General features: G+C 64.3%; 17 protein-coding genes. 8 read left to right on the top strand and 9 right to left on the bottom strand.

Going from position 1 to position 17,443, the window contains the following annotated elements; genetic code table 11:
• Window positions 1-95 precede the first annotated feature (95 nt).
• Window positions 96-821: an SDR family NAD(P)-dependent oxidoreductase gene (locus ACR0CU_RS12105; RefSeq protein WP_170447382.1), complete on the top strand. Its 726-nt coding sequence runs from the start codon at window positions 96-98 to the stop codon at window positions 819-821.
• A gap of 3 nt (window positions 822-824) precedes the next feature.
• Here ACR0CU_RS12105 and ACR0CU_RS12100 read toward each other — a convergent pair whose 3' ends face one another.
• Together ACR0CU_RS12100 and ACR0CU_RS12095 are read right to left on the bottom strand one after the other, a co-directional pair.
• Window positions 825-2,477, bottom strand: coding sequence for a DUF6504 family protein (locus ACR0CU_RS12100; protein WP_170447384.1), 1,653 nt, complete (start codon window positions 2,475-2,477; stop codon window positions 825-827).
• A gap of 66 nt (window positions 2,478-2,543) precedes the next feature.
• Window positions 2,544-2,831, bottom strand: a complete 288-nt coding sequence (locus ACR0CU_RS12095) for an I78 family peptidase inhibitor (protein WP_170341819.1) — start codon at window positions 2,829-2,831, stop codon at window positions 2,544-2,546.
• A gap of 130 nt (window positions 2,832-2,961) precedes the next feature.
• On the opposite strand from ACR0CU_RS12095, the gene ACR0CU_RS12090 reads away from it, so the two are divergent.
• Window positions 2,962-4,074, top strand: a complete 1,113-nt coding sequence (locus tag ACR0CU_RS12090) for an S-(hydroxymethyl)glutathione dehydrogenase/class III alcohol dehydrogenase (RefSeq protein ID WP_480643112.1) — start codon at window positions 2,962-2,964, stop codon at window positions 4,072-4,074.
• A gap of 89 nt (window positions 4,075-4,163) precedes the next feature.
• Window positions 4,164-4,889, top strand: a complete 726-nt coding sequence (locus ACR0CU_RS12085; protein WP_170439022.1) for an NYN domain-containing protein — start codon at window positions 4,164-4,166, stop codon at window positions 4,887-4,889.
• A 32-nt stretch (window positions 4,890-4,921) separates the two neighbouring features.
• On the opposite strand, the gene ACR0CU_RS12080 is transcribed toward ACR0CU_RS12085, so the two are convergent.
• The 3 genes from ACR0CU_RS12080 to ACR0CU_RS12070 all read right to left on the bottom strand — a co-directional run bounded on the left by ACR0CU_RS12080 (window position 4,922) and on the right by ACR0CU_RS12070 (window position 9,360).
• Window positions 4,922-5,860 carry a DMT family transporter gene (locus ACR0CU_RS12080; protein WP_170360399.1) on the bottom strand — a complete coding sequence of 313 codons (939 nt, stop codon included), beginning with the start codon at window positions 5,858-5,860 and terminating at the stop codon, window positions 4,922-4,924.
• A gap of 115 nt (window positions 5,861-5,975) precedes the next feature.
• The gene (locus ACR0CU_RS12075) at window positions 5,976-6,389 is read right to left on the bottom strand and encodes a group III truncated hemoglobin (RefSeq protein WP_480643110.1); all 414 of its coding nucleotides are present in this window, start codon (window positions 6,387-6,389) and stop codon (window positions 5,976-5,978) included.
• Window positions 6,390-6,405: 16 nt separating this feature from the next.
• Window positions 6,406-9,360, bottom strand: a complete 2,955-nt coding sequence (locus ACR0CU_RS12070) for an error-prone DNA polymerase (RefSeq protein WP_480643108.1) — start codon at window positions 9,358-9,360, stop codon at window positions 6,406-6,408.
• Window positions 9,361-9,482: 122 nt separating this feature from the next.
• On the opposite strand from ACR0CU_RS12070, the gene ACR0CU_RS12065 reads away from it, so the two are divergent.
• Window positions 9,483-9,953, top strand: a complete 471-nt coding sequence (locus ACR0CU_RS12065; RefSeq protein ID WP_170340942.1) for a DUF1203 domain-containing protein — start codon at window positions 9,483-9,485, stop codon at window positions 9,951-9,953.
• Here the strand turns inward: ACR0CU_RS12065 and ACR0CU_RS12060 are convergent.
• Window positions 9,943-10,935 carry an ABC transporter ATP-binding protein gene (locus ACR0CU_RS12060; RefSeq protein ID WP_170447392.1) on the bottom strand — a complete coding sequence of 331 codons (993 nt, stop codon included), beginning with the start codon at window positions 10,933-10,935 and terminating at the stop codon, window positions 9,943-9,945. The genes ACR0CU_RS12065 and ACR0CU_RS12060 overlap by 11 nt on opposite strands.
• An 89-nt stretch (window positions 10,936-11,024) precedes the next feature.
• On the opposite strand from ACR0CU_RS12060, the gene ACR0CU_RS12055 reads away from it, so the two are divergent.
• The 3 genes from ACR0CU_RS12055 (at window position 11,025) to polA (ending at window position 14,622) form a co-directional block, all read left to right on the top strand.
• Entirely contained in the window at window positions 11,025-11,201 is a 177-nt protein-coding gene (locus tag ACR0CU_RS12055) for a zinc-finger domain-containing protein (protein WP_005980050.1), read from the top strand.
• 81 nt (window positions 11,202-11,282) lie between these two features.
• On the top strand, window positions 11,283-11,753 hold the full coding sequence (locus ACR0CU_RS12050) for a hypothetical protein (RefSeq protein ID WP_170447394.1): 471 nt from the start codon (window positions 11,283-11,285) through the stop codon (window positions 11,751-11,753).
• Window positions 11,754-11,823: 70 nt separating this feature from the next.
• Entirely contained in the window at window positions 11,824-14,622 is a 2,799-nt protein-coding gene (gene polA / locus ACR0CU_RS12045; protein ID WP_170447396.1) for a DNA polymerase I, read from the top strand.
• Window positions 14,623-14,671: 49 nt separating this feature from the next.
• Here polA and ACR0CU_RS12040 read toward each other — a convergent pair whose 3' ends face one another.
• Both ACR0CU_RS12040 and ACR0CU_RS12035 read right to left on the bottom strand, forming a co-directional pair.
• Entirely contained in the window at window positions 14,672-14,902 is a 231-nt protein-coding gene (locus ACR0CU_RS12040; protein WP_170341832.1) for a DUF2798 domain-containing protein, read from the bottom strand.
• A 76-nt stretch (window positions 14,903-14,978) separates the two neighbouring features.
• On the bottom strand, window positions 14,979-15,731 hold the full coding sequence (locus tag ACR0CU_RS12035) for a hydroxypyruvate isomerase family protein (RefSeq protein ID WP_170364060.1): 753 nt from the start codon (window positions 15,729-15,731) through the stop codon (window positions 14,979-14,981).
• Between the two features lie 180 nt (window positions 15,732-15,911).
• Between ACR0CU_RS12035 and ACR0CU_RS12030 the strand changes: the two genes are divergently transcribed.
• Window positions 15,912-16,850: a DMT family transporter gene (locus tag ACR0CU_RS12030; RefSeq protein ID WP_170373009.1), complete on the top strand. Its 939-nt coding sequence runs from the start codon at window positions 15,912-15,914 to the stop codon at window positions 16,848-16,850.
• Here ACR0CU_RS12030 and ACR0CU_RS12025 read toward each other — a convergent pair.
• A complete protein-coding gene (locus tag ACR0CU_RS12025; RefSeq protein WP_170447398.1) occupies window positions 16,847-17,422 on the bottom strand; it encodes a DUF1285 domain-containing protein in 576 nt (191 codons plus the stop codon). The genes ACR0CU_RS12030 and ACR0CU_RS12025 overlap by 4 nt on opposite strands.
• Window positions 17,423-17,443 lie beyond the last annotated feature (21 nt).

Here is a 17,443-nt window from a genome sequence, read left to right as displayed (position 1 = left end):
GGTCTGCCCGTCCGCGTAATGTAGGGTGTTATGATCGAGACAACCCAACCCAAGACCGCGGCTGTTCACGCTTCGGCATATGCGAACCGCCCGGCATGAGCAGTTTTGACGGAAAAACCTACTGGATCATCGGTGCCAGCGAAGGTCTGGGTCGGGCGCTGGCCGAAGGCTTGAGCGGTCAGGGCGCGCACCTTGTGCTGTCCGCACGCAATGCCGAGCGGCTGGAGCAGATCTGCGCCGCGCTGCCTCATGCCCGTGCGGTACCGCTGGACGTGACCGATCTGGCGCAGGTGCGCCGCGCCGTGGCCGAGATCGGCCAAGTTGACGGTCTGGTCTACAACGCCGGGGCCTATGAGCCGATGCGCGCGCAGGACTGGCAGACCGAAGCCGCGCTGGCCATCAGCGACGTGAACTACTCAGGCGCGCTGCGGGTTCTGGGGGAAACCGTGCCGGCCATGGTGAAGGCGGGGCGTGGCGACATTACCCTGATCGGGTCGCTGGCGGGCTATCACGGACTGCCTGCGGCGATCGGGTACGGGTCCAGCAAGGCGGCGCTGATCTCGCTGGCCGAAACGATGCGGCATGACCTGGCCGGAACCGGGGTGACGGTGCGCATCGTCAATCCGGGGTTCATCAAGACCCGGCTGACCGACAAGAACAGCTTCAAGATGCCGATGCTGATGGAGCCCGAAGACGCCGCGCAGCGCGTACTGCGCGCAATGGCGCACCGGCGCTTCCGGACCGACTTTCCGGCGCCGTTCTCGTGGGTCATCCGGCTGATCGATTACCTTCCGGATCTTCTGGTTTATCGCGGAAAATAGACTCTAACCAAAGCGTCCCTGACAGAACCAGCCCGCCGACATTGTGCCGCCATGGCCGTAGAACAGCCACAGCCGCTCGCCCTGTTCGGTCACCACCACCCAGTAATCGCGCACGCCGCTGCGCCAGTTGGGGTCGTCCAGCCACCATTCCGGGGCGATCCGCTCCGGGCCGGTGGCCTGCGCCAGTTGCCAGTCGCGCCCGCGCCAGCGGAAGCTGGTGGGCACATCCGGGTGGTCGGGGGCCATCACCGGCTCGGGCCGCCACATCAGCAGGGGGCGCGGGCGCGGCGGGACGGGCCAGTCGCGGGCCGGTTCCGACCAGGCCGCCGCCAGCGTCTGCGCGGTTTTCTCGGGGATGTGCGAAGCCGCCGGGTGTTGCCGCGTGATCGCCTCGAGCCCCACCCGCGCGCCCAGCTTTCCGATCAGATCGTCCAGCGCCGTGTTCCCCTCCAGACGGTTGCGGACGGCGCGGCTGGCCTCGGCATGGCCGGTCAGGGTGCGGGCATGCACCGGCTCGGTCTGCACCGCCGCAAGCCGCAGCATGTCGATGCCATAGCCTGCGTCGATCTGGTCGATTTTCATCTCTAACAAAGGGAGAATGCGGTGTTTGTCATGGCTCGGCCGGGCCAGTCCGATCTCGATGATCTCGGCCGCCTGATCGGTGCGGTGCGCCTCGAGCCGCAGGGTCCGCGCCCCGCGCGCCTTTTCTTCCAGCCGGGCGCACAGGGTCGGCAGCATCCGGTCGATGGCGGCCATCACGTCCTCGGCCAGGCCGATCGGGTTGGGCAGGGTCATCCGCACCGCAAAGTGATGCGGGGGCCGCGCGGGCGAGACCGGCTCGGGTGCGCTGCCCATCGCCTGATCCAGCCGTAGCACCAGCCCGCGCCCGAATCGGCGGGCCAAACTGGCACGCGGCTGGCCCAGCAGGTCGCCGATCCGCCGCAGGCCCAGCCGGTTCAGCTGCGCCACGGTCTGGTCGTCCAGCCGCAGCGCCGCGATGGGCAGGGGGGCGAGCGCGCCATAGGCCTGCCCCGGCGGCGCGATCCGGGCCCCGCCGCCCACGGTCACCACCTGCGGCGCGGCACCGCCCTTGGTCCAGTGCCGCCGCTTGCCGGCGCGGGCGCGGGTGGCGCGGGCCTCTTGGGAGATGGCGTCGCCGCTGCGGTCCGAGGTGGCCTCTTGCCCGGCATAGCGCGCCAGCGCCCAGGCCGCGCCCAGCGTGTCGGCAATGCCCATCTGCACGCTCAGACCCATGTCGGCGCAGTCGGTCTCGATCACGTCCAGCAGCGCCTCTTCGCCGCCGAACAGGTGGGCGCAGCCCGACAGATCGACGATCAGGCCATCGGGCGCCTCTTCGGCGACCCAGGGGCTGAACTTGCCCGCCCAGCGGCGCAGCGCGGTCAGAAAAGCAGCCTCGGCCGGGGCGTTGCGGGGGCGGGTGACAAGGGCCGCGCACATGGCATGGGCATCGCGCACCGGCTGGCCCACGCGCAGACCGGCGGCCTGTGCATCAGTGTTCAGCGAGGTGATGACCTGCATGTTCGACTGTTCGGCCACCACCGCCAGCGGGCCTGTATGCAGGCCCCGCGCGGCGCGGATCAGCCGTTCGGCCCCCAGACGGGGGAACCACAGCGAGAGTATTCGGCGTTTGGGCATCGGGCAGACATCAAAGTGTTCTCATTTTGTTCTTATCTGAGAATCATGTCCCGAGTCGAGTCCGCCTTATCCGCAGGTCAGCCGCTGAATGACCCCGGCTCCGTTCACATAGACGTTTAGCCGGTCGATGCGGTAATCCTGCGTGGCGATGTCATCGGGGCCCAGAACGCGGCTCCGTTCCGGCAGGCTGGCCTGAATGGTCGAGACCGGTTGCCCCACGGACTGGGCAAAGGGTTCGCCCTTGCAGAAGGCCAGATCCACCGGGGCGGCATCCACCTCGGCAGAGCCCGGTTCGGGCAGGTCGGTTTCGGCGCAGGCGGCCAGGACGATCAGGATCGGGATGAACCGGTACATTGGCGCTCCTCTTTTCGGCAATGTCGTTTCTGAAATATCAAAAGCTTACAGAGACTGCCATGAAAGCGCAGTTGAAAACACCCTGTATTTGACGCAGGGTCGGGTCAAACAAGACAGGGAGACAAGCAACATGCGAACCCGTGCCGCCGTCGCCGTTCAGGCGGGCAAGCCCTTGGAAGTGATGGACGTGAACCTCGAAGGCCCCAAGGCGGGCGAGGTTCTGGTCGAGATCAAGGCCACCGGCATCTGCCATACCGACGAATTCACCCTGTCGGGCGCCGACCCCGAGGGCCTGTTTCCGGCCATTCTGGGCCACGAGGGCGCGGGCGTCGTGGTCGAGGTCGGCCCCGGCGTGACCAGCCTGAAGCCGGGCGATCACGTGATCCCGCTTTACACCCCCGAATGCCGCGAGTGCGAATACTGCCTGCACCCCAAGACCAACCTGTGCCAGGCCATCCGCGAGACGCAGGGCAAGGGTTTGATGCCCGACGGCACCTCGCGTTTTTCGACGTTGGATGGGGATCCGATCCTGCACTACATGGGCTGCTCGACCTTCTCGAACCACACGATTCTGCCCGAGATTGCACTGGCCAAGGTGCGCGAGGACGCGCCGTTCGACAAGATCTGCTATATCGGCTGTGGCGTGACCACCGGCATCGGCGCGGTGATCAACACCGCCAAAGTCGAGATCGGCAGCCGTGCCATCGTGTTCGGCTTGGGCGGCATCGGACTGAACGTGATTCAGGGCCTGCGTCTGGCCGGGGCCGATCAGATCGTCGGCGTCGACCTGAACCCCGCCAAGGTCGAGATGGCCGAAAAGTTCGGCATGACCGATTTCGTGAACCCGTCCGAGGTCGAGGGCGATCTTGTCCCCTATCTGGTGAACCTGACAAAGGGCGGAGCGGATTACACCTTTGACGCCACCGGCAACGTGCAGGTGATGCGCGCGGCATTGGAATCGGCGCACAAGGGCTGGGGCGAATCCATCATCATCGGCGTGGCGCCCGCGGGGGCCGAGATATCGACCCGTCCGTTCCAGCTGGTCACCGGCCGGTCGTGGCGCGGCACCGCCTTCGGCGGCGCGCGTGGGCGCACGGACGTGCCCAAGATCGTCGACTGGTACATGGAGGGAAAGATCGAAATCGACCCGATGATCACCCACACCATGGGTCTGGACGACATCAACACCGGCTTCGACCTGATGCACAAGGGCGAAAGCATCCGGTCTGTGGTGGTTTACTGACAATCGGGAATTGCAAGGGCGGGGTTTAACCCGCCCTTTTTGTCTCCTATCTTCAGAGTATTGATAAATATCTGAATAGAGGGACTAAATTGACCACAGAAGCAACGGAACGCCTAGCCGTTCTGATCGACGCCGAAAACGTACCGGCAAAGCATGTTGCCGAGATTTTCGAAGAAGTTGCCACATTGGGTGAGGCCGGTTTGCGCCGGATTTACGGCGACTTTTCGAGCAGCACGCTCCAGGGTTGGAGCGCCGAGAAACTGGCGAAACACGCTATCGTTCCTCACCAACAGTTTCCTAACACTACCGGCAAGAATGCTGGCGACATTGCGTTGGTGATCGACGCCATGGACATCCTGCATTCGGGCCGTTTCGGTGGATTCGTCCTCGTTTCATCGGACAGTGATTTTACCCGGCTTGCCAGCCGTATCCGTGAACAGGGGTTGACCGTATACGGGATCGGAGAGGAGAAGGCACCGAAGGCGTTCGTCCAAGCGTGCAACAGGTTTATCTACATCGAAAACTTAAAGAGCATGTCTGAAACGGCAAAAGGAGCGCAGGAGACAAGCGATCAGAAGCCGGAACGCACCCCAAATCATGCATACCAACTCATTCGCAACGTTGTGCTGACGACAAAATTTTCAGATGGGTGGGCATTTGAGCAGTTTATTGAAAGGCAGCTGGAGAAAATCTATCCGGATTTTGACGCCCGTAGCTACGGATTTTCGTCCCTCAAAGACTTAGTTCTTGGAATTGACAGGTTCGAAGTGGACGATTCAAACGGTAACTTCAGGGTCCGGTGCAAGGACAAGTAACGCAGGCGCTTAATTGACAATTGCACCTGCCCTTAAGACCCCGGCCGCGCCGAGGCGCCGGTGTCAGAGCGCGGCGAGCGGACGCGCAAAACCGGCTTGTTCGGCGATACATTTGCCCGGCTTTCGCGCCAGACGACGAAGATGCCCGATGCGATGATGATCGCGGCCCCCACGGCCACCCATTTGTCGGGCTTTTCGCCGAAGAACACCGCGCCGAATATCGTGGCCCAGATGATCTGGCTGTACTGGCTGGGCGCGACCACGCCGGCGGGCGCCGCGCGATAGGCCAGGATGATCAGGTGCTGGGCGATCACCGAAAACACGCCGACCAAGGCCATCATCGCCAGATGGATCAGCGAAGGCGGCTGATAGACCGCCGGTTGCGCCAGGCTCATGACCGCGATCGCCAGCAGCATCGGATAAAGGATCAGCACCGCCGAGCGTTCCTCGTTTCCGATCTTGCGCACCAGCACGGATGCGAAGGCGCTGCAAAACGCGGCCGTCAGGGCGGCAAGGTGGCCGAGGGTGATCTCGGTCGCGCCGGGGCGCAGGACGATCAGCACTCCGATCAGGCCCACGCCCACTGCGGCCCAGCGTTGGGCGCGCACGACCTCGCCCAGTATCGGGATCGACAGGACGGTGACGATCAGCGGAAAGGAAAACAGCAGCGAATAGACTTCGGCCAGGGGCAGGACCGAAAAGGCGTAGAAGGCACAGGACATCGACGTGACCATCAGCCCCGAGCGTAGCATCACCAGCCACGGGTGATGCGGCCGAAAATTGCCAGCGGTCCGGTCCGCGAGGATCGTGACCGCCATCGGCACAAAGGAAAACAGCGTGGCAAAAAAGATGATCTGCAGCACGGAATAGGTGCCGCCCAGCGTCTTGATCAGCGCGTCATGGGTGGCAAAGACGGCAAACCCGAGAAAGGCAAAGCCAAGTCCCTGCAGGGTCGAGTTCTGTGTGCTCATCTGGCTGGTCCCGGGCGATTGGATGCTGTGGCAGGTGTCTGAGGCCTGATTAAACCCAATCGGCAGAGTCGGATAGTCCAAACTTTACCGCTAACATCCCTGCGGGGCCGGCCGTTCAGCGCAGGATCGGCGGAGCCCCGGCCGGTTGGCGGGCGGCCGCGACACCGGCCTGCATCCCCGCGCCGATGCGTCGGGCCAGCGCCACCCAGGGCGTGGCCGTTTCCGGGGGCAGTGTGCTGTGGGCGACCTCTTCGAACAGGTCCAGCCAATGGGCGAACATTTCGGGTTTCACGTCCGGACGCTCGATATGCACACGCTGCGGATTGCCGCTGTAGCCGCGCTCGTACAGGATGGCGTTGCGCCAGAAGGCGGCGATCCGGTCCTCATGCGCGGGCCAGTCGGTGACGTGGCGGTTGAAGATCGGGCCCAGCAGGGCGTCCTGCCGGACGCGGGCGTAGAATGCGGTGACCTGCGCTTGGATCTGGTCGGGCGTGGCGGGAAAACGTGGGGGCAGCACGGGCCGGGTCATGGTCGGGGCTTTCGATTCAGGCTCTGTTCCGGGCAGATACCGCGTTTTCCGGCCCGGATGCAGGGGCGGAATTGTCGCGCTGCCCCGGCGTCAGCAGGTGCCGCAGCAGGGCCACGGGATGCGCGCGCAGGCTCAGGCGGGTGGCGACGTAATCCTCGACCACCTGCTCGCCCAGCGACATCTGCGGCAGATGGGCGGCGGGCTCGTCCAGCGCCTCGCCTTCCAGATCCTGCGCGAACAGGGGCAGAGGCCTGGCGGTGGCGATCGCCTTGGCCTGCCACAGCGCCTCGCGCCGGGTCAGGCCGCAGGCGGCAAAGGCATCGGCCTCGGCCAGACGCTCGATCACCGAGGGGCCAAGGCCCGCGCGGCGCCAGACGTCGTCAACCTGGTGGTAGCCGTTGCCGCGCGCGGCGGTCAGCCAACTGGCGTCCTCTTCGCTCAGGCCCTTGATCTGGCGAAAGCCCAGCCGCAGGGCCAGCCCGCCATGGCCGTCTGGCTCCATCACGTTGTCCCAGAAGCTGGCATTGATGCAGACCGGACGCACTTGCACGCCATGCTCGCGCGCATCGCGCACGATCTGGGCGGGGGCATAGAACCCCATTGGTTGCGAATTCAGCAGCGCGCAGGCAAAAATCCCCGGATGGTGGCACTTGATCCAGGCGCTGGCATAGACCAGCAGCGCAAAGCTGGCCGCATGGCTTTCGGGGAAGCCGTAGGAGCCGAACCCCTCGATCTGCGAGAAACAGCGCTCGGCAAATTCGGCGTCATAGCCGTTGCGCTGCATCCCGCGCAGGAACAGGGTGCGGAATTCGCTGACATTGCCGTGCTTCTTGAAGGTCGCCAGCGACCGCCGCAGCCGGTCGGCCTGTTCGGGGGTGAAGCCCGCGCCGACGATGGCGATCTGCATCGCCTGTTCCTGAAACAGCGGCACGCCCAGCGTCTTGCCCAGCACCTCGCCCAGCGCGTCCGAGGGGAAGCTGACCTCCTCCTCGCCGTTCCGACGCCGGATATAGGGATGCACCATGTCGCCCTGGATGGGGCCGGGGCGGATGATGGCGACCTCGATCACCAGATCATAGAAATTGCGTGGCCGCATCCGGGGCAGGAAGTTCATCTGCGCACGTGATTCCACCTGGAACACGCCCACCGAATCCGCGCGGCACAACATGTCATAGACCGCCGGGTCCTCGGGCGGCAGGGTGGCGAGCGTGTAACTCGTCTGATGGTGCTGGGCGATCAGATCAAACGCCTTGCGGATGCAGGTCAGCATGCCAAGGCTGAGGACATCGACCTTGAGGATGCCCAGGGAATCGATGTCGTCCTTGTCCCAGCAGATGACCGTGCGGTCCTCCATCGTGGCGTTCTCGATGGGCACCAGCTCGTCCAGACGGCCCTCGGTGATGATGAACCCGCCCACATGCTGGGACAGGTGGCGGGGGAAGCCGTTGATCTCATTTACCAGTGTTAGAGTCTGTTTCAGGCGGCGGTCCTCGGGGTCGAGGCCGATTTCGCGCATCCGCTCGGCCTCGAGCCCCGAGGCCGAGAAGAACCCCCACAGCTGCGAGGACAGGGCGGAAATCGTGTCTTCGGTCAGGCCCATGGCGCGGCCCACCTCGCGGATGGCGCGCTTGCCGCGATAGTGGATCACCGTGGCGCACAGCCCCGCGCGGTGGCGGCCATAGCGTTCATAGATGTGCTGGATCACCTCTTCGCGGCGTTCATGTTCGAAATCCACGTCGATGTCGGGCGGCTCGTCCCGCGCCTCGGAGACGAAGCGTTCGAACACCATGGTGCCCATCTCGGGGCTGACCGAGGTGACGCCCAGGCAGTAGCAGACCACCGAATTGGCCGCCGAGCCGCGCCCCTGGCACAGGATCCCGCGACCGCGGGCGAAGTGCACGATGTCGCGGACGGTCAGGAAATAGGGCTCGTATTTCAGCTTGCCGATCAGGGTCAGCTCATGCGCCAGCATCGCCTTGACCTTTTCGGGCGCGCCGGCGGGATAGCGCCAGGCCAGCCCCTCATGCGCCAGACGGTGCAGGCGCTGGGCGGGGGTTTCGGTGCCGCTGACCTCGCTTGGGTATTCATAGCGTAGCTCGTCCAACGAGAAGGTGAGTTCCTGGCTGAGCGCATAAGCGCGGGCCACGGCGCCTTCATGCCCCTTGAAGATGCGCAGCATCTCGGGTTCCGAGCGCAGGCGCTGTTCGCCATTGGCCAGCGCGTGACGGCCCAGATCGTCCACCTTGCGGCGCAGCCGGATCGCGGTCAGCACATCGGCCAGCCGGCGGCGCGAGCCGTGATGCATCATCGGCGCGGCGCTGGCGATGGTGGGCAGGCCCAGGTGGCAAGATTCAGTCTCTAACAAATGGAAAAACGCCGAATCCGCCCCGTCATAGCGCGGATGCATCAGCAAATGCATGCGCCCGGTAAAGCGGCGCGTCAGCTGTTGCGCCTGTGTCCGCCACCCGCTCGCGCCGCCGGTCGGACGGCCCGCCTGTGGCCAGAGCAGCAGGTGGAGGCCGTCGGAAAACTCCAGCAGGTCGGACAGGTGCAGGATGCAGTCGCCCTTGGCCGCGCGCAGCCGTCCGGTGGACAGAAGGCGGCACAGGCTGGCCCAGCCCTGCCGGTTGAGGGGCAGGGCGGTGACGGGCGGGGCGTCGGTAAAGATCAGCCGCGCCGCCGGGATCAGGCGCGGCACCGCATGCACCGGGAACGAGGGCGGTTTCGGGATGTGATCGGGGCGGGGCGGGCCGATGGGCGTGTTCTGCTCCTCCCACGCGCGGCGCTCGCGCACCTTGCGGGCGATCTCGCGCGCCTGGGTATGGGCGCGGACGATGCCGGCCACCGAGTTGTCATCGGCGATGGCGATGGCGGGCAGGCCCAGGGTGACGGCGCGCTCCATGTACTCCTCGGGGTGCGAGGCCCCGGTGAGGAAGGTGAAGTTCGACGTGATCGACAGCTCGGCATACATGGCGATTCCACATTATATTCACGTTTTGTTCTTTTTCGAGTCCCTGTCTGCATTGCGCAGGAAACGGGTCGTCTGCCCGCGTGTGGCAGGCGCATTGTCAGGGCAACAAAAGGAGACTCGAGATGTTCAAGATCACCGCCCTGCCCACCGACGAAGTACGCGCCTTTCAGGCAGGCGCGCCCGATGCCTACGGACACGCGCCTGAACGCGCGGTATCAACCGGAACCGGAAATCCGTGCCGCCATTGCTTGCAGCACATTCCCGAAGGTGCAGAAATGCTGATTCTGGCCCATCGGCCTTTTGCAGAGACACATCCTTATGCCGAAACGGGGCCGATCTTCCTGTGTGCAAGCCCTTGTGAACGGTATGAAGGGACTGATCTGCCAGAGGTTCTGACCTCATCGCCCGATTATCTGATCAAGGGCTATGGCCGCGATGACCGGATTGTCTACGGTACCGGCGTCGTGACACCCACCGGACGGATCAGCGCGGCGGTGGATGCAATACTTGCCCGCCCCGAGGTGGCCTATATCCATGTACGCTCGGCCCGGAACAACTGCTATCAGGCGCGGATCGACCGGGTCACAGCTTGACCCGGTGCAGACCCCGGCGCGGCTGGTCCTGATCGTCGGCCGGGGCATCGTCGGCGCGCGAGGAGGTGAGGGCAAGGAACACGTCCTCGAGATCGGCCTCTTCGGTGCGCACGTCGCGGATGCGGATGCCGGCCTGGCGGACCGCCTCGAGCACTTGCTCGGCGCTGGTTTCCGGGCTGCGGTAGTGCAGCGCCAGGCTGCCGTCGTCGCGCAGGCTGGCCTGAACGCCGGGGGCGGCGGGCAGGGCGGTCACGGGGGCCTCGGGGGTGATGACCATGGTGCGGCCGTCCATGCGGCCCAGCAGGTTGGCGGTGCTGTCCTGTGCCACCTTCTCGCCGTGGTTGATGATGGCGATCTCGTCGCACATCTCCTGCGCTTCTTCCAGGTAATGGGTGGTCAGGATGATGGTCATGCCCTGCTGGTTCAGCTTGCGAACATTGGCCCACAGCATCTGGCGCAGTTCGATGTCCACGCCGGCGGTGGGTTCGTCCAGAACCAGGATTTTGGGGTGGTGCACCAGTGCCTTGGCCAGCAGCAGCCGCCGCCGCATCCCGCCCGACAGCGTGCGGGCATAGGCCTCGGCCTTGTCGCTGAGGCCGACCAGTTCGAGGATCTCGTCGCTGCGACGTTGCGATTTCGGGACGCCATAGAGCCCGGCCTGCACCTCGAGCGCGCCACGGGGGGTGAAGAACGGGTCGAGGTTCAGCTCCTGCGGCATCACGCCGATGGCGGCGCGGGCCTGGCGCGGGTTGCGGTCCTGGTCATGGCCCCAGATCGTCACCTGGCCTGCGGTCTTGATCACCAGCCCTGCCAGAATGTTGATCAGGGTCGATTTGCCCGCCCCGTTCGGCCCCAGCAGGCCGAAGACCGAGCCGCGCGGGATATCCAGATCGATACCCTTCAGTGCGTGTTTCTCGGGCTGGCCCTTGCCGCCGCGATAGGTTTTGCGCAGGCCGCGAAGGCTGATCGCTGCATCGGTCATTGCTGGCTCTTGCCCCCGGTTTCCTGATCCCTCATAAACGCACCTAATGCATGCCCGCGAGGCCGACAACCAGTGAAGGATCGCACGCCGTGACAATCGAAGCTCCGGAAACCAAGATCGTCGAGACAAGCCGCGTTGCCTGTGATGGCGGCGAGGGCGCGCTGGGCCATCCGCGCGTCTGGTTGCAGATCCCCGAGGATCAGGGCTGGGTCGAGTGCCCCTATTGCGATTGCAAATACGTGCTGAAGGACGCACAGCAACACTGATTGCCCGCCCAACCTCGGTCTGCCCAAATCTCGCCGCGATTTTCGCCTAGTGCGTTGGTGTGACCAACGTAGGTGCGAATGATGACCGATATGACTGCTGCTGATACCGGCAATCCGGTTTTTGGTTGGGCCGGGTTTATGCTTGCGGTACTGGCCCTGTTCGCAGCCTTGTTCGTGTTCTGGGCAGGGCCGTTCGCACCGCAGCAATCCACCGGCGTGACGCTGGGCGAACTGGCCGCCGAGTTGGGTAAATCGACCCTGCGGGCCGCCGCGGGGATGGAGCAGCCTGCGCCGGTCGCGCCCACCCGCGATCTGGATGACTTTCTGCAGATCGGCGTCGCCATGCTGGGCGGGTTGGCGATCGTCGTCTCGGTCATCGGCATCCTGCGGCACGAAAAACGCCGCCCGGCCATCGCCGGAGTGGTCATCGGAACGGGCGCGATCCTGTTCCAGTTCTTCGCAATGGCGTTTTTCGCATTCCTCGGCGCGCTGGTCATCATGGCGCTGCTGAACAGTTTCTCGGATGTTTTCAGCGGTCTGTTTGGCGGCTAGGGCGCGTTCCTGACTGGTCACCCGGCTGCCCCTGTGGCAGAACCGTCCCTGACCGACAGGGAGAGCGCGCATGAGCAAATTCGGAAAAGGCTGCCATCTGCATCTGATCGACGGATCGGCCTTCATCTTTCGCGCCTATCACGCCCTTCCGCCGCTGACGCGGAAATCGGACGGGCTGCCGATTGGCGCCGTTTCGGGCTTTTGCAACATGCTGCAGCGTTACGTGGATGGCGACCACGGCCCTGACGCGCCGACCCATCTGGCAGTGATCTTCGACAAGGGCTCGCACACCTTCCGCAATGACATGTACGACCTCTACAAGGCCAACCGCGAGGCGATGCCCGAGGACCTGCGCCCGCAGATCCCGCTGACCCGGCAGGCGACCGAGGCCTTCAACATCGCCTGCAAAGAGCTGGAGGGGTACGAGGCCGACGACATCATCGCCACGCTGGCCTGCCAGGCGCGCCAGGCCGGCGGGCGGGTGACCATCGTCAGTTCCGACAAGGACCTGATGCAGCTGGTGGGCGACGGTGTCGAGATGCTGGATGCCATGAAGAACAAGCGCATCGACCGCGAAGGGGTGTTCGAGAAATTCGGCGTCTATCCCGAGCGCGTGGTGGATGTGCAGGCGCTGGCCGGCGACAGCGTCGACAACGTGCCGGGCGCGCCGGGGATCGGGATCAAGACGGCGGCACTGCTGATCAACGAGTTCGGCGATCTGGAGACGCTGCTGGACCGCGCCGAGGAGATCAAGCAACCCAAGCGCCGCGAAACCCTGATCGAGAAACGAGATCAGATCGAGTTGTCGAAGAGGCTGGTGCAGCTGGATTGCGAGACACCGCTGGATTTCACGCTGGATGATCTGGAGCTGCGCGATCCCGATCCGGACAAGCTGATGGAGTTTCTGGCCGAGATGGAGTTCCGCACTCTGACCAAGCGGATCGCCGACAAGCTGGGCGTCGAACCGCCGGTGATCGCGGATACTCCGGCGCAGGCGGCAGATGAGCCGCAGGCCGAGGACATTCCGTTCGATGCCAGCAAATACGAATGCGTGCGCGATGCGGCCGCGCTGCGGAAATGGATCGATCAGGCCAATGAGCGCGGCTGGCTGGCCGTGGACACCGAGACCACGGGCCTGAACGAAATGATCGCCGATCTGGTCGGCATCTCGCTGTGCATCGAGCCGGGCGAGGCCTGTTACATCCCGCTGACCCACCGCGATGGGTCCAGCGACGACCTGTTCGGCTCGGACGCGCTGGCCGAGGGGCAGATGCCGCTGGACGAGGCGCTGGAGATGCTCAAGCCGGTGCTTGAGGACCCGTCGATCCTGAAGGTCGGGCAGAACATGAAATATGACGCCAAGATATTTGCGCGCTATGGCGTGGATGTGGCCCCGATCGACGACACGATGCTGATGTCCTATGCCATGCATGCGGGCGAGCATGGGCATGGAATGGACACGCTGTCCGAACGCTATCTGGGCCATACGCCGATCCCGATCAAACCGCTGCTGGGGTCGGGCAAATCGGCGATTACCTTCGACAAGGTGCCGATCGACGAGGCCACCGCCTATGCCGCCGAGGATGCCGACATCACCCTGCGTCTGTGGAAGCTGTTCAAGCCGCAGCTGCACCGGGTTCAGGTGACCACCGTCTATGAAACGCTCGAGCGCCCCCTTGTGCCGGTTCTGGCCGAGATGGAGATGTATGGCATCAAGGTCGACCGCGACGTGCTGAGCCGTATGTCGAACGCGTTTGCCCAGAAAATGGCTGGTTTAGAGGCTGAAATCCACGAGCTGGCCGGAGAAACCTTCAACGTCGGCTCGCCCGCGCAGCTGGGCGAGATCCTGTTCGACAAGATGGGTCTGGAAGGCGGCAAGAAGGGCAAGACCGGCAAGTATTCGACCGGTGCCGACGTGCTGGAAGATCTGGCGACCGAGCATGAACTGCCGCGCCGGGTTCTGGACTGGCGGCAACTGTCCAAGCTGAAATCGACCTATACCGACGCGCTGCAGACCCATATCAACCCCGACACGGGGCGGGTGCATACATCCTATGCCATCACCGGGGCGAACACGGGGCGTCTGGCTTCGACCGACCCCAACCTGCAGAACATCCCGGTGCGCACCGAAGAAGGCCGCCGCATTCGCGAGGCTTTCATCGCCGAGCCGGGCAATGTGCTGGTGTCGCTCGATTATTCACAGATCGAGCTGCGCATCCTGGCGCATATCGCCGACATTCCGGCCTTGAAACAGGCCTTTGCCGACGGGCTGGACATTCACGCCATGACCGCGTCGGAAATGTTCGACGTGCCGCTGGACGAGATGACGCCCGAGATCCGCCGCAAGGCCAAGGCGATCAATTTCGGCGTGATCTACGGCATTTCGGGCTTTGGCCTGGCGCGCAACCTGCGTATTCCGCGGGCCGAGGCGCAGGGCTTCATCGACCGCTATTTCGAACGCTTCCCGGGTATCCGGCGCTACATGGATGACACCATCGCCTTTGCCAAAGAGCATGGCTATGTGCAGACCCTGTTTGGTCGCAAGATCCACACGGCAGAAATCAATGCCAAGGGGCCGCATGCGGGGTTTGCCCGCCGGGCGGCGATCAACGCGCCGATCCAGGGTACCGCGGCGGACGTGATCCGGCGGGCGATGGTGCGGATGCCCGAGGCGATCGACGGGCTGCCGGCCAAGATGCTGCTGCAGGTGCACGACGAACTGCTGTTCGAAGTGGCCGAAGACGCGGTGGACAAGACCATCGAGATTGCCCGAGACGTGATGGAAAACGCGCCCGATCCAGCGGTGAAGCTGGACGTGAAACTGACGGTGGATGCGGGCAAAGGCGCCAACTGGGCCGAGGCGCATTAGGCAAGCGCCGTGCCGCTCATCAGGCCCGGCGGGCCATCTTCGCGGCAGGTCAGGCCTCGGGCCTGACTAACAGCGCGACCAGCCGACGGGTCAACGGTGCCATGACCAGAACCACAGCAAACGCCACCGGCCAGCTGATGCTCCACGCGCCCATCCAGCTGACAAAGGTCTCGGGGCCCAGCCCGATCTCTTTGACCGTTGCGATGCAGGTCACGATGCAGGACATCAGCCCCGACAGGATCAATCCGAACAGGACGGGGGCAAAGCGGGCGGGGATCATGCGGCTGTTCCTCTGCTGAGTTGCCGTTTCGTATGCGATATCCAAGATGTGATTTCCAGTGCGCAGGTGCACAGGCCTATCGCATCCAGTGCAGAGAGGCGTCGGTGCGCCGCGTCGAGGGCGTGTATTCGGCGCTGACCCAGCCGTCATAGCCGCTGTCGTCGATCGCTGCGAACAGGGCGGGGAAATCGGTCTCGTCCCGGCCGGGTTCCGACCGGTCGGGGGCCGACCCGATCTGAACATGTACGATCCGGCCGCGGAATCTGTCCCAGACGGCCTGTGCATCGCCATGGATCATCCGGGCATGAAAGCTGTCGAATTGCAGGCCCACATTCGGACGGTCGATCCGGTCCAGGCACGCGGCGGCCAGATCATAGTCATTCAGGAAGTATCCGGGCTGCGAGACGGGGTTCAGCGGTTCGATCGTGAACTGCTGATGCGGTGCAAAATCCGCGGCCCATTGCAGGTTGCGTACGAAACAGTCCTGCGCGTCCGCCCCCGAGGCATAGCCCGCCATCACGTGGATCAAACCGGGCTTCAGCGCCTCGGCATAGCGCAGGACGCGGCGGATGTCGGACTGGAACCGCCCTTCGCCCCTCGGAACAGCCGCATAGCCCGGCTGGCCGCCGGTATAGTTGGGCGGCGGCGCGTTGATCAGCACCAAGTCCAGATCGTTGGTCATCAATGCGCGGCGGGTTTCCTTGGCCGCCAGGTCATAGGGAAACAGGATCTCGACTGCCTTGAACCCGGCATCCGCGGCCGCCTTGAACCGGTCGAGATAGGGCAGCTCGGCAAAGAGCAGCGAGATATTGGCGGCAAATCGGGGCATTGTCCTCTCGGTCCGATGGCGTGCTGACCTTAGTCGCGGGCGGCGCGCAGAGAAAGGGTTTGAAAACGACAATATGTCGAAAATCGGCCAGACCGGCGTGGGCCGAATGTGAAGGGTCGGGGTATTGCAGCGAATCATTTTCGTAGCGCTGCACCAACAAAAGGATTGAAACCGATGGCCATGAGTCCGGACCCCGTTCGCGGGCCCAGTTTCGCTGTGCCCGGTGCGCGGCAATCCGCCTTGTCCGGAAACGGGTTGGCGGTGGCGTCGATGCTGACCTGGGCGGCCGGATTCCCGGCGGCCGAAATCCTGCTGCAGACCTGGCCGCCGGTTGCCTTGCTGGCCGCGCGGCTGATGCTGGCGGTGGCCGTGATGATTCCGATCTGGCTGTGGATCGATGGCGCGGATGCGGTGCTGCGGGCGCGCTGGGCCCATGCGATGAGAGTGGGCGGGTTTGGACTTGGCTTGGGCATGTTCCTGATCATCCTGGCGCAGAAACTGACCGATCCCGTAACCGTTGCCATCATCGCCTCCTGCGCGCCTTTGATTGCGACACTGCTCGAGCTGGCTGCGGGAACGCGCAGATTGCGGTGGAACTTCGCGCTGGGGGTTGCCGTTTCGATCATAGGCGGCCTGATCGCAACCAGCGCGGTGGCGCCGGCCCAGCTGGGGTTGGGCGCGCTTTGCGCCATCGCCTCGACCGCGCTGTTCTGCTGGGCCAGCATGGCGACCGCGCGGGACTTCCCGGACCTCAGCCAGACCGGACGTACCACGATCACGCTGATCGGCGGCACGTTCATGGCCGGCGCGCTGTTCTATCTGTCGAGCGTCCTCGGGTTCGAAGTCTGGCCATCGTCGCCGATCGACCCGCAGCAGGCAGGAATGCTGGCGATCTACGCCGTGATCTCTCTCGGCCTCAGCCAGGTCCTGTTCATCGCTTCGATCGGCCGGCTGGGTGTTGCTCTGGCGTCATTCCACATCAATGTGGCCCCGTTCTACGTGATGCTCATCATGGTGGTTCTGGGTTCGGAGTGGAACTGGACCCGGGCGCTGGGCGCCGGAGTCGTGGCGCTGGCGGTTGTCCTTGCGCAAGACCGTCCCGCACGACGGGTTGCCTAAGGCGTTTCCTCGGCGCGACCCAAGACAAAGAACTGCCCGCCGGACCAGACCCCGACCTGCCCGGCGCGTTCCGTCGCAATGTCCACAAGGCGGTAGAAACTCTTGCGGTCGATCCGCGCCTCGAGGTTCGATCGCACCAATATATAGGGTCTGGGCTCGTTTGTTTTCGGGTCGGTGGCCACCCGTATCGGGTGATCCGGACCCGCCGACACCGTATCGCCGACATGGGTGGTAAAGGTCAGAACCTGATCCTCGTCCGCGCCGGTCCGGTCGAAATCGACCGCCACAAACGGCGCGTCTTCGACCGTGATGCCGACCTTTTCGACCGGGGTGACCAGAAAATAGGCGTCCCCTTCTTTCTTAAGAATTGAGGAAAAAAGCTTCACAAGCTCGAACCGGGTGATGGGCGACCCTAGGTAATACCAGGTGCCATCGCGCGCGATGCGCATGTCCAGATCGCCGCAGAACGGAGGATTCCAGCTGTCGACAGGGGGCAGACCCCGCGGTTTGGCCGCCTTGACCGAGGCCGCCAGACCCTCAGGGGACGGTTTCACAGGATTTTGTCCGCTCATTGTTTTTGCCATTTCCTCTCA

Source organism: Ruegeria sp. BC2 (genome assembly GCF_056539245.1).
The sequence above is the reverse complement of the archived record's forward strand: the minus strand, read 5'-3'. Positions and strand labels throughout refer to the sequence as shown.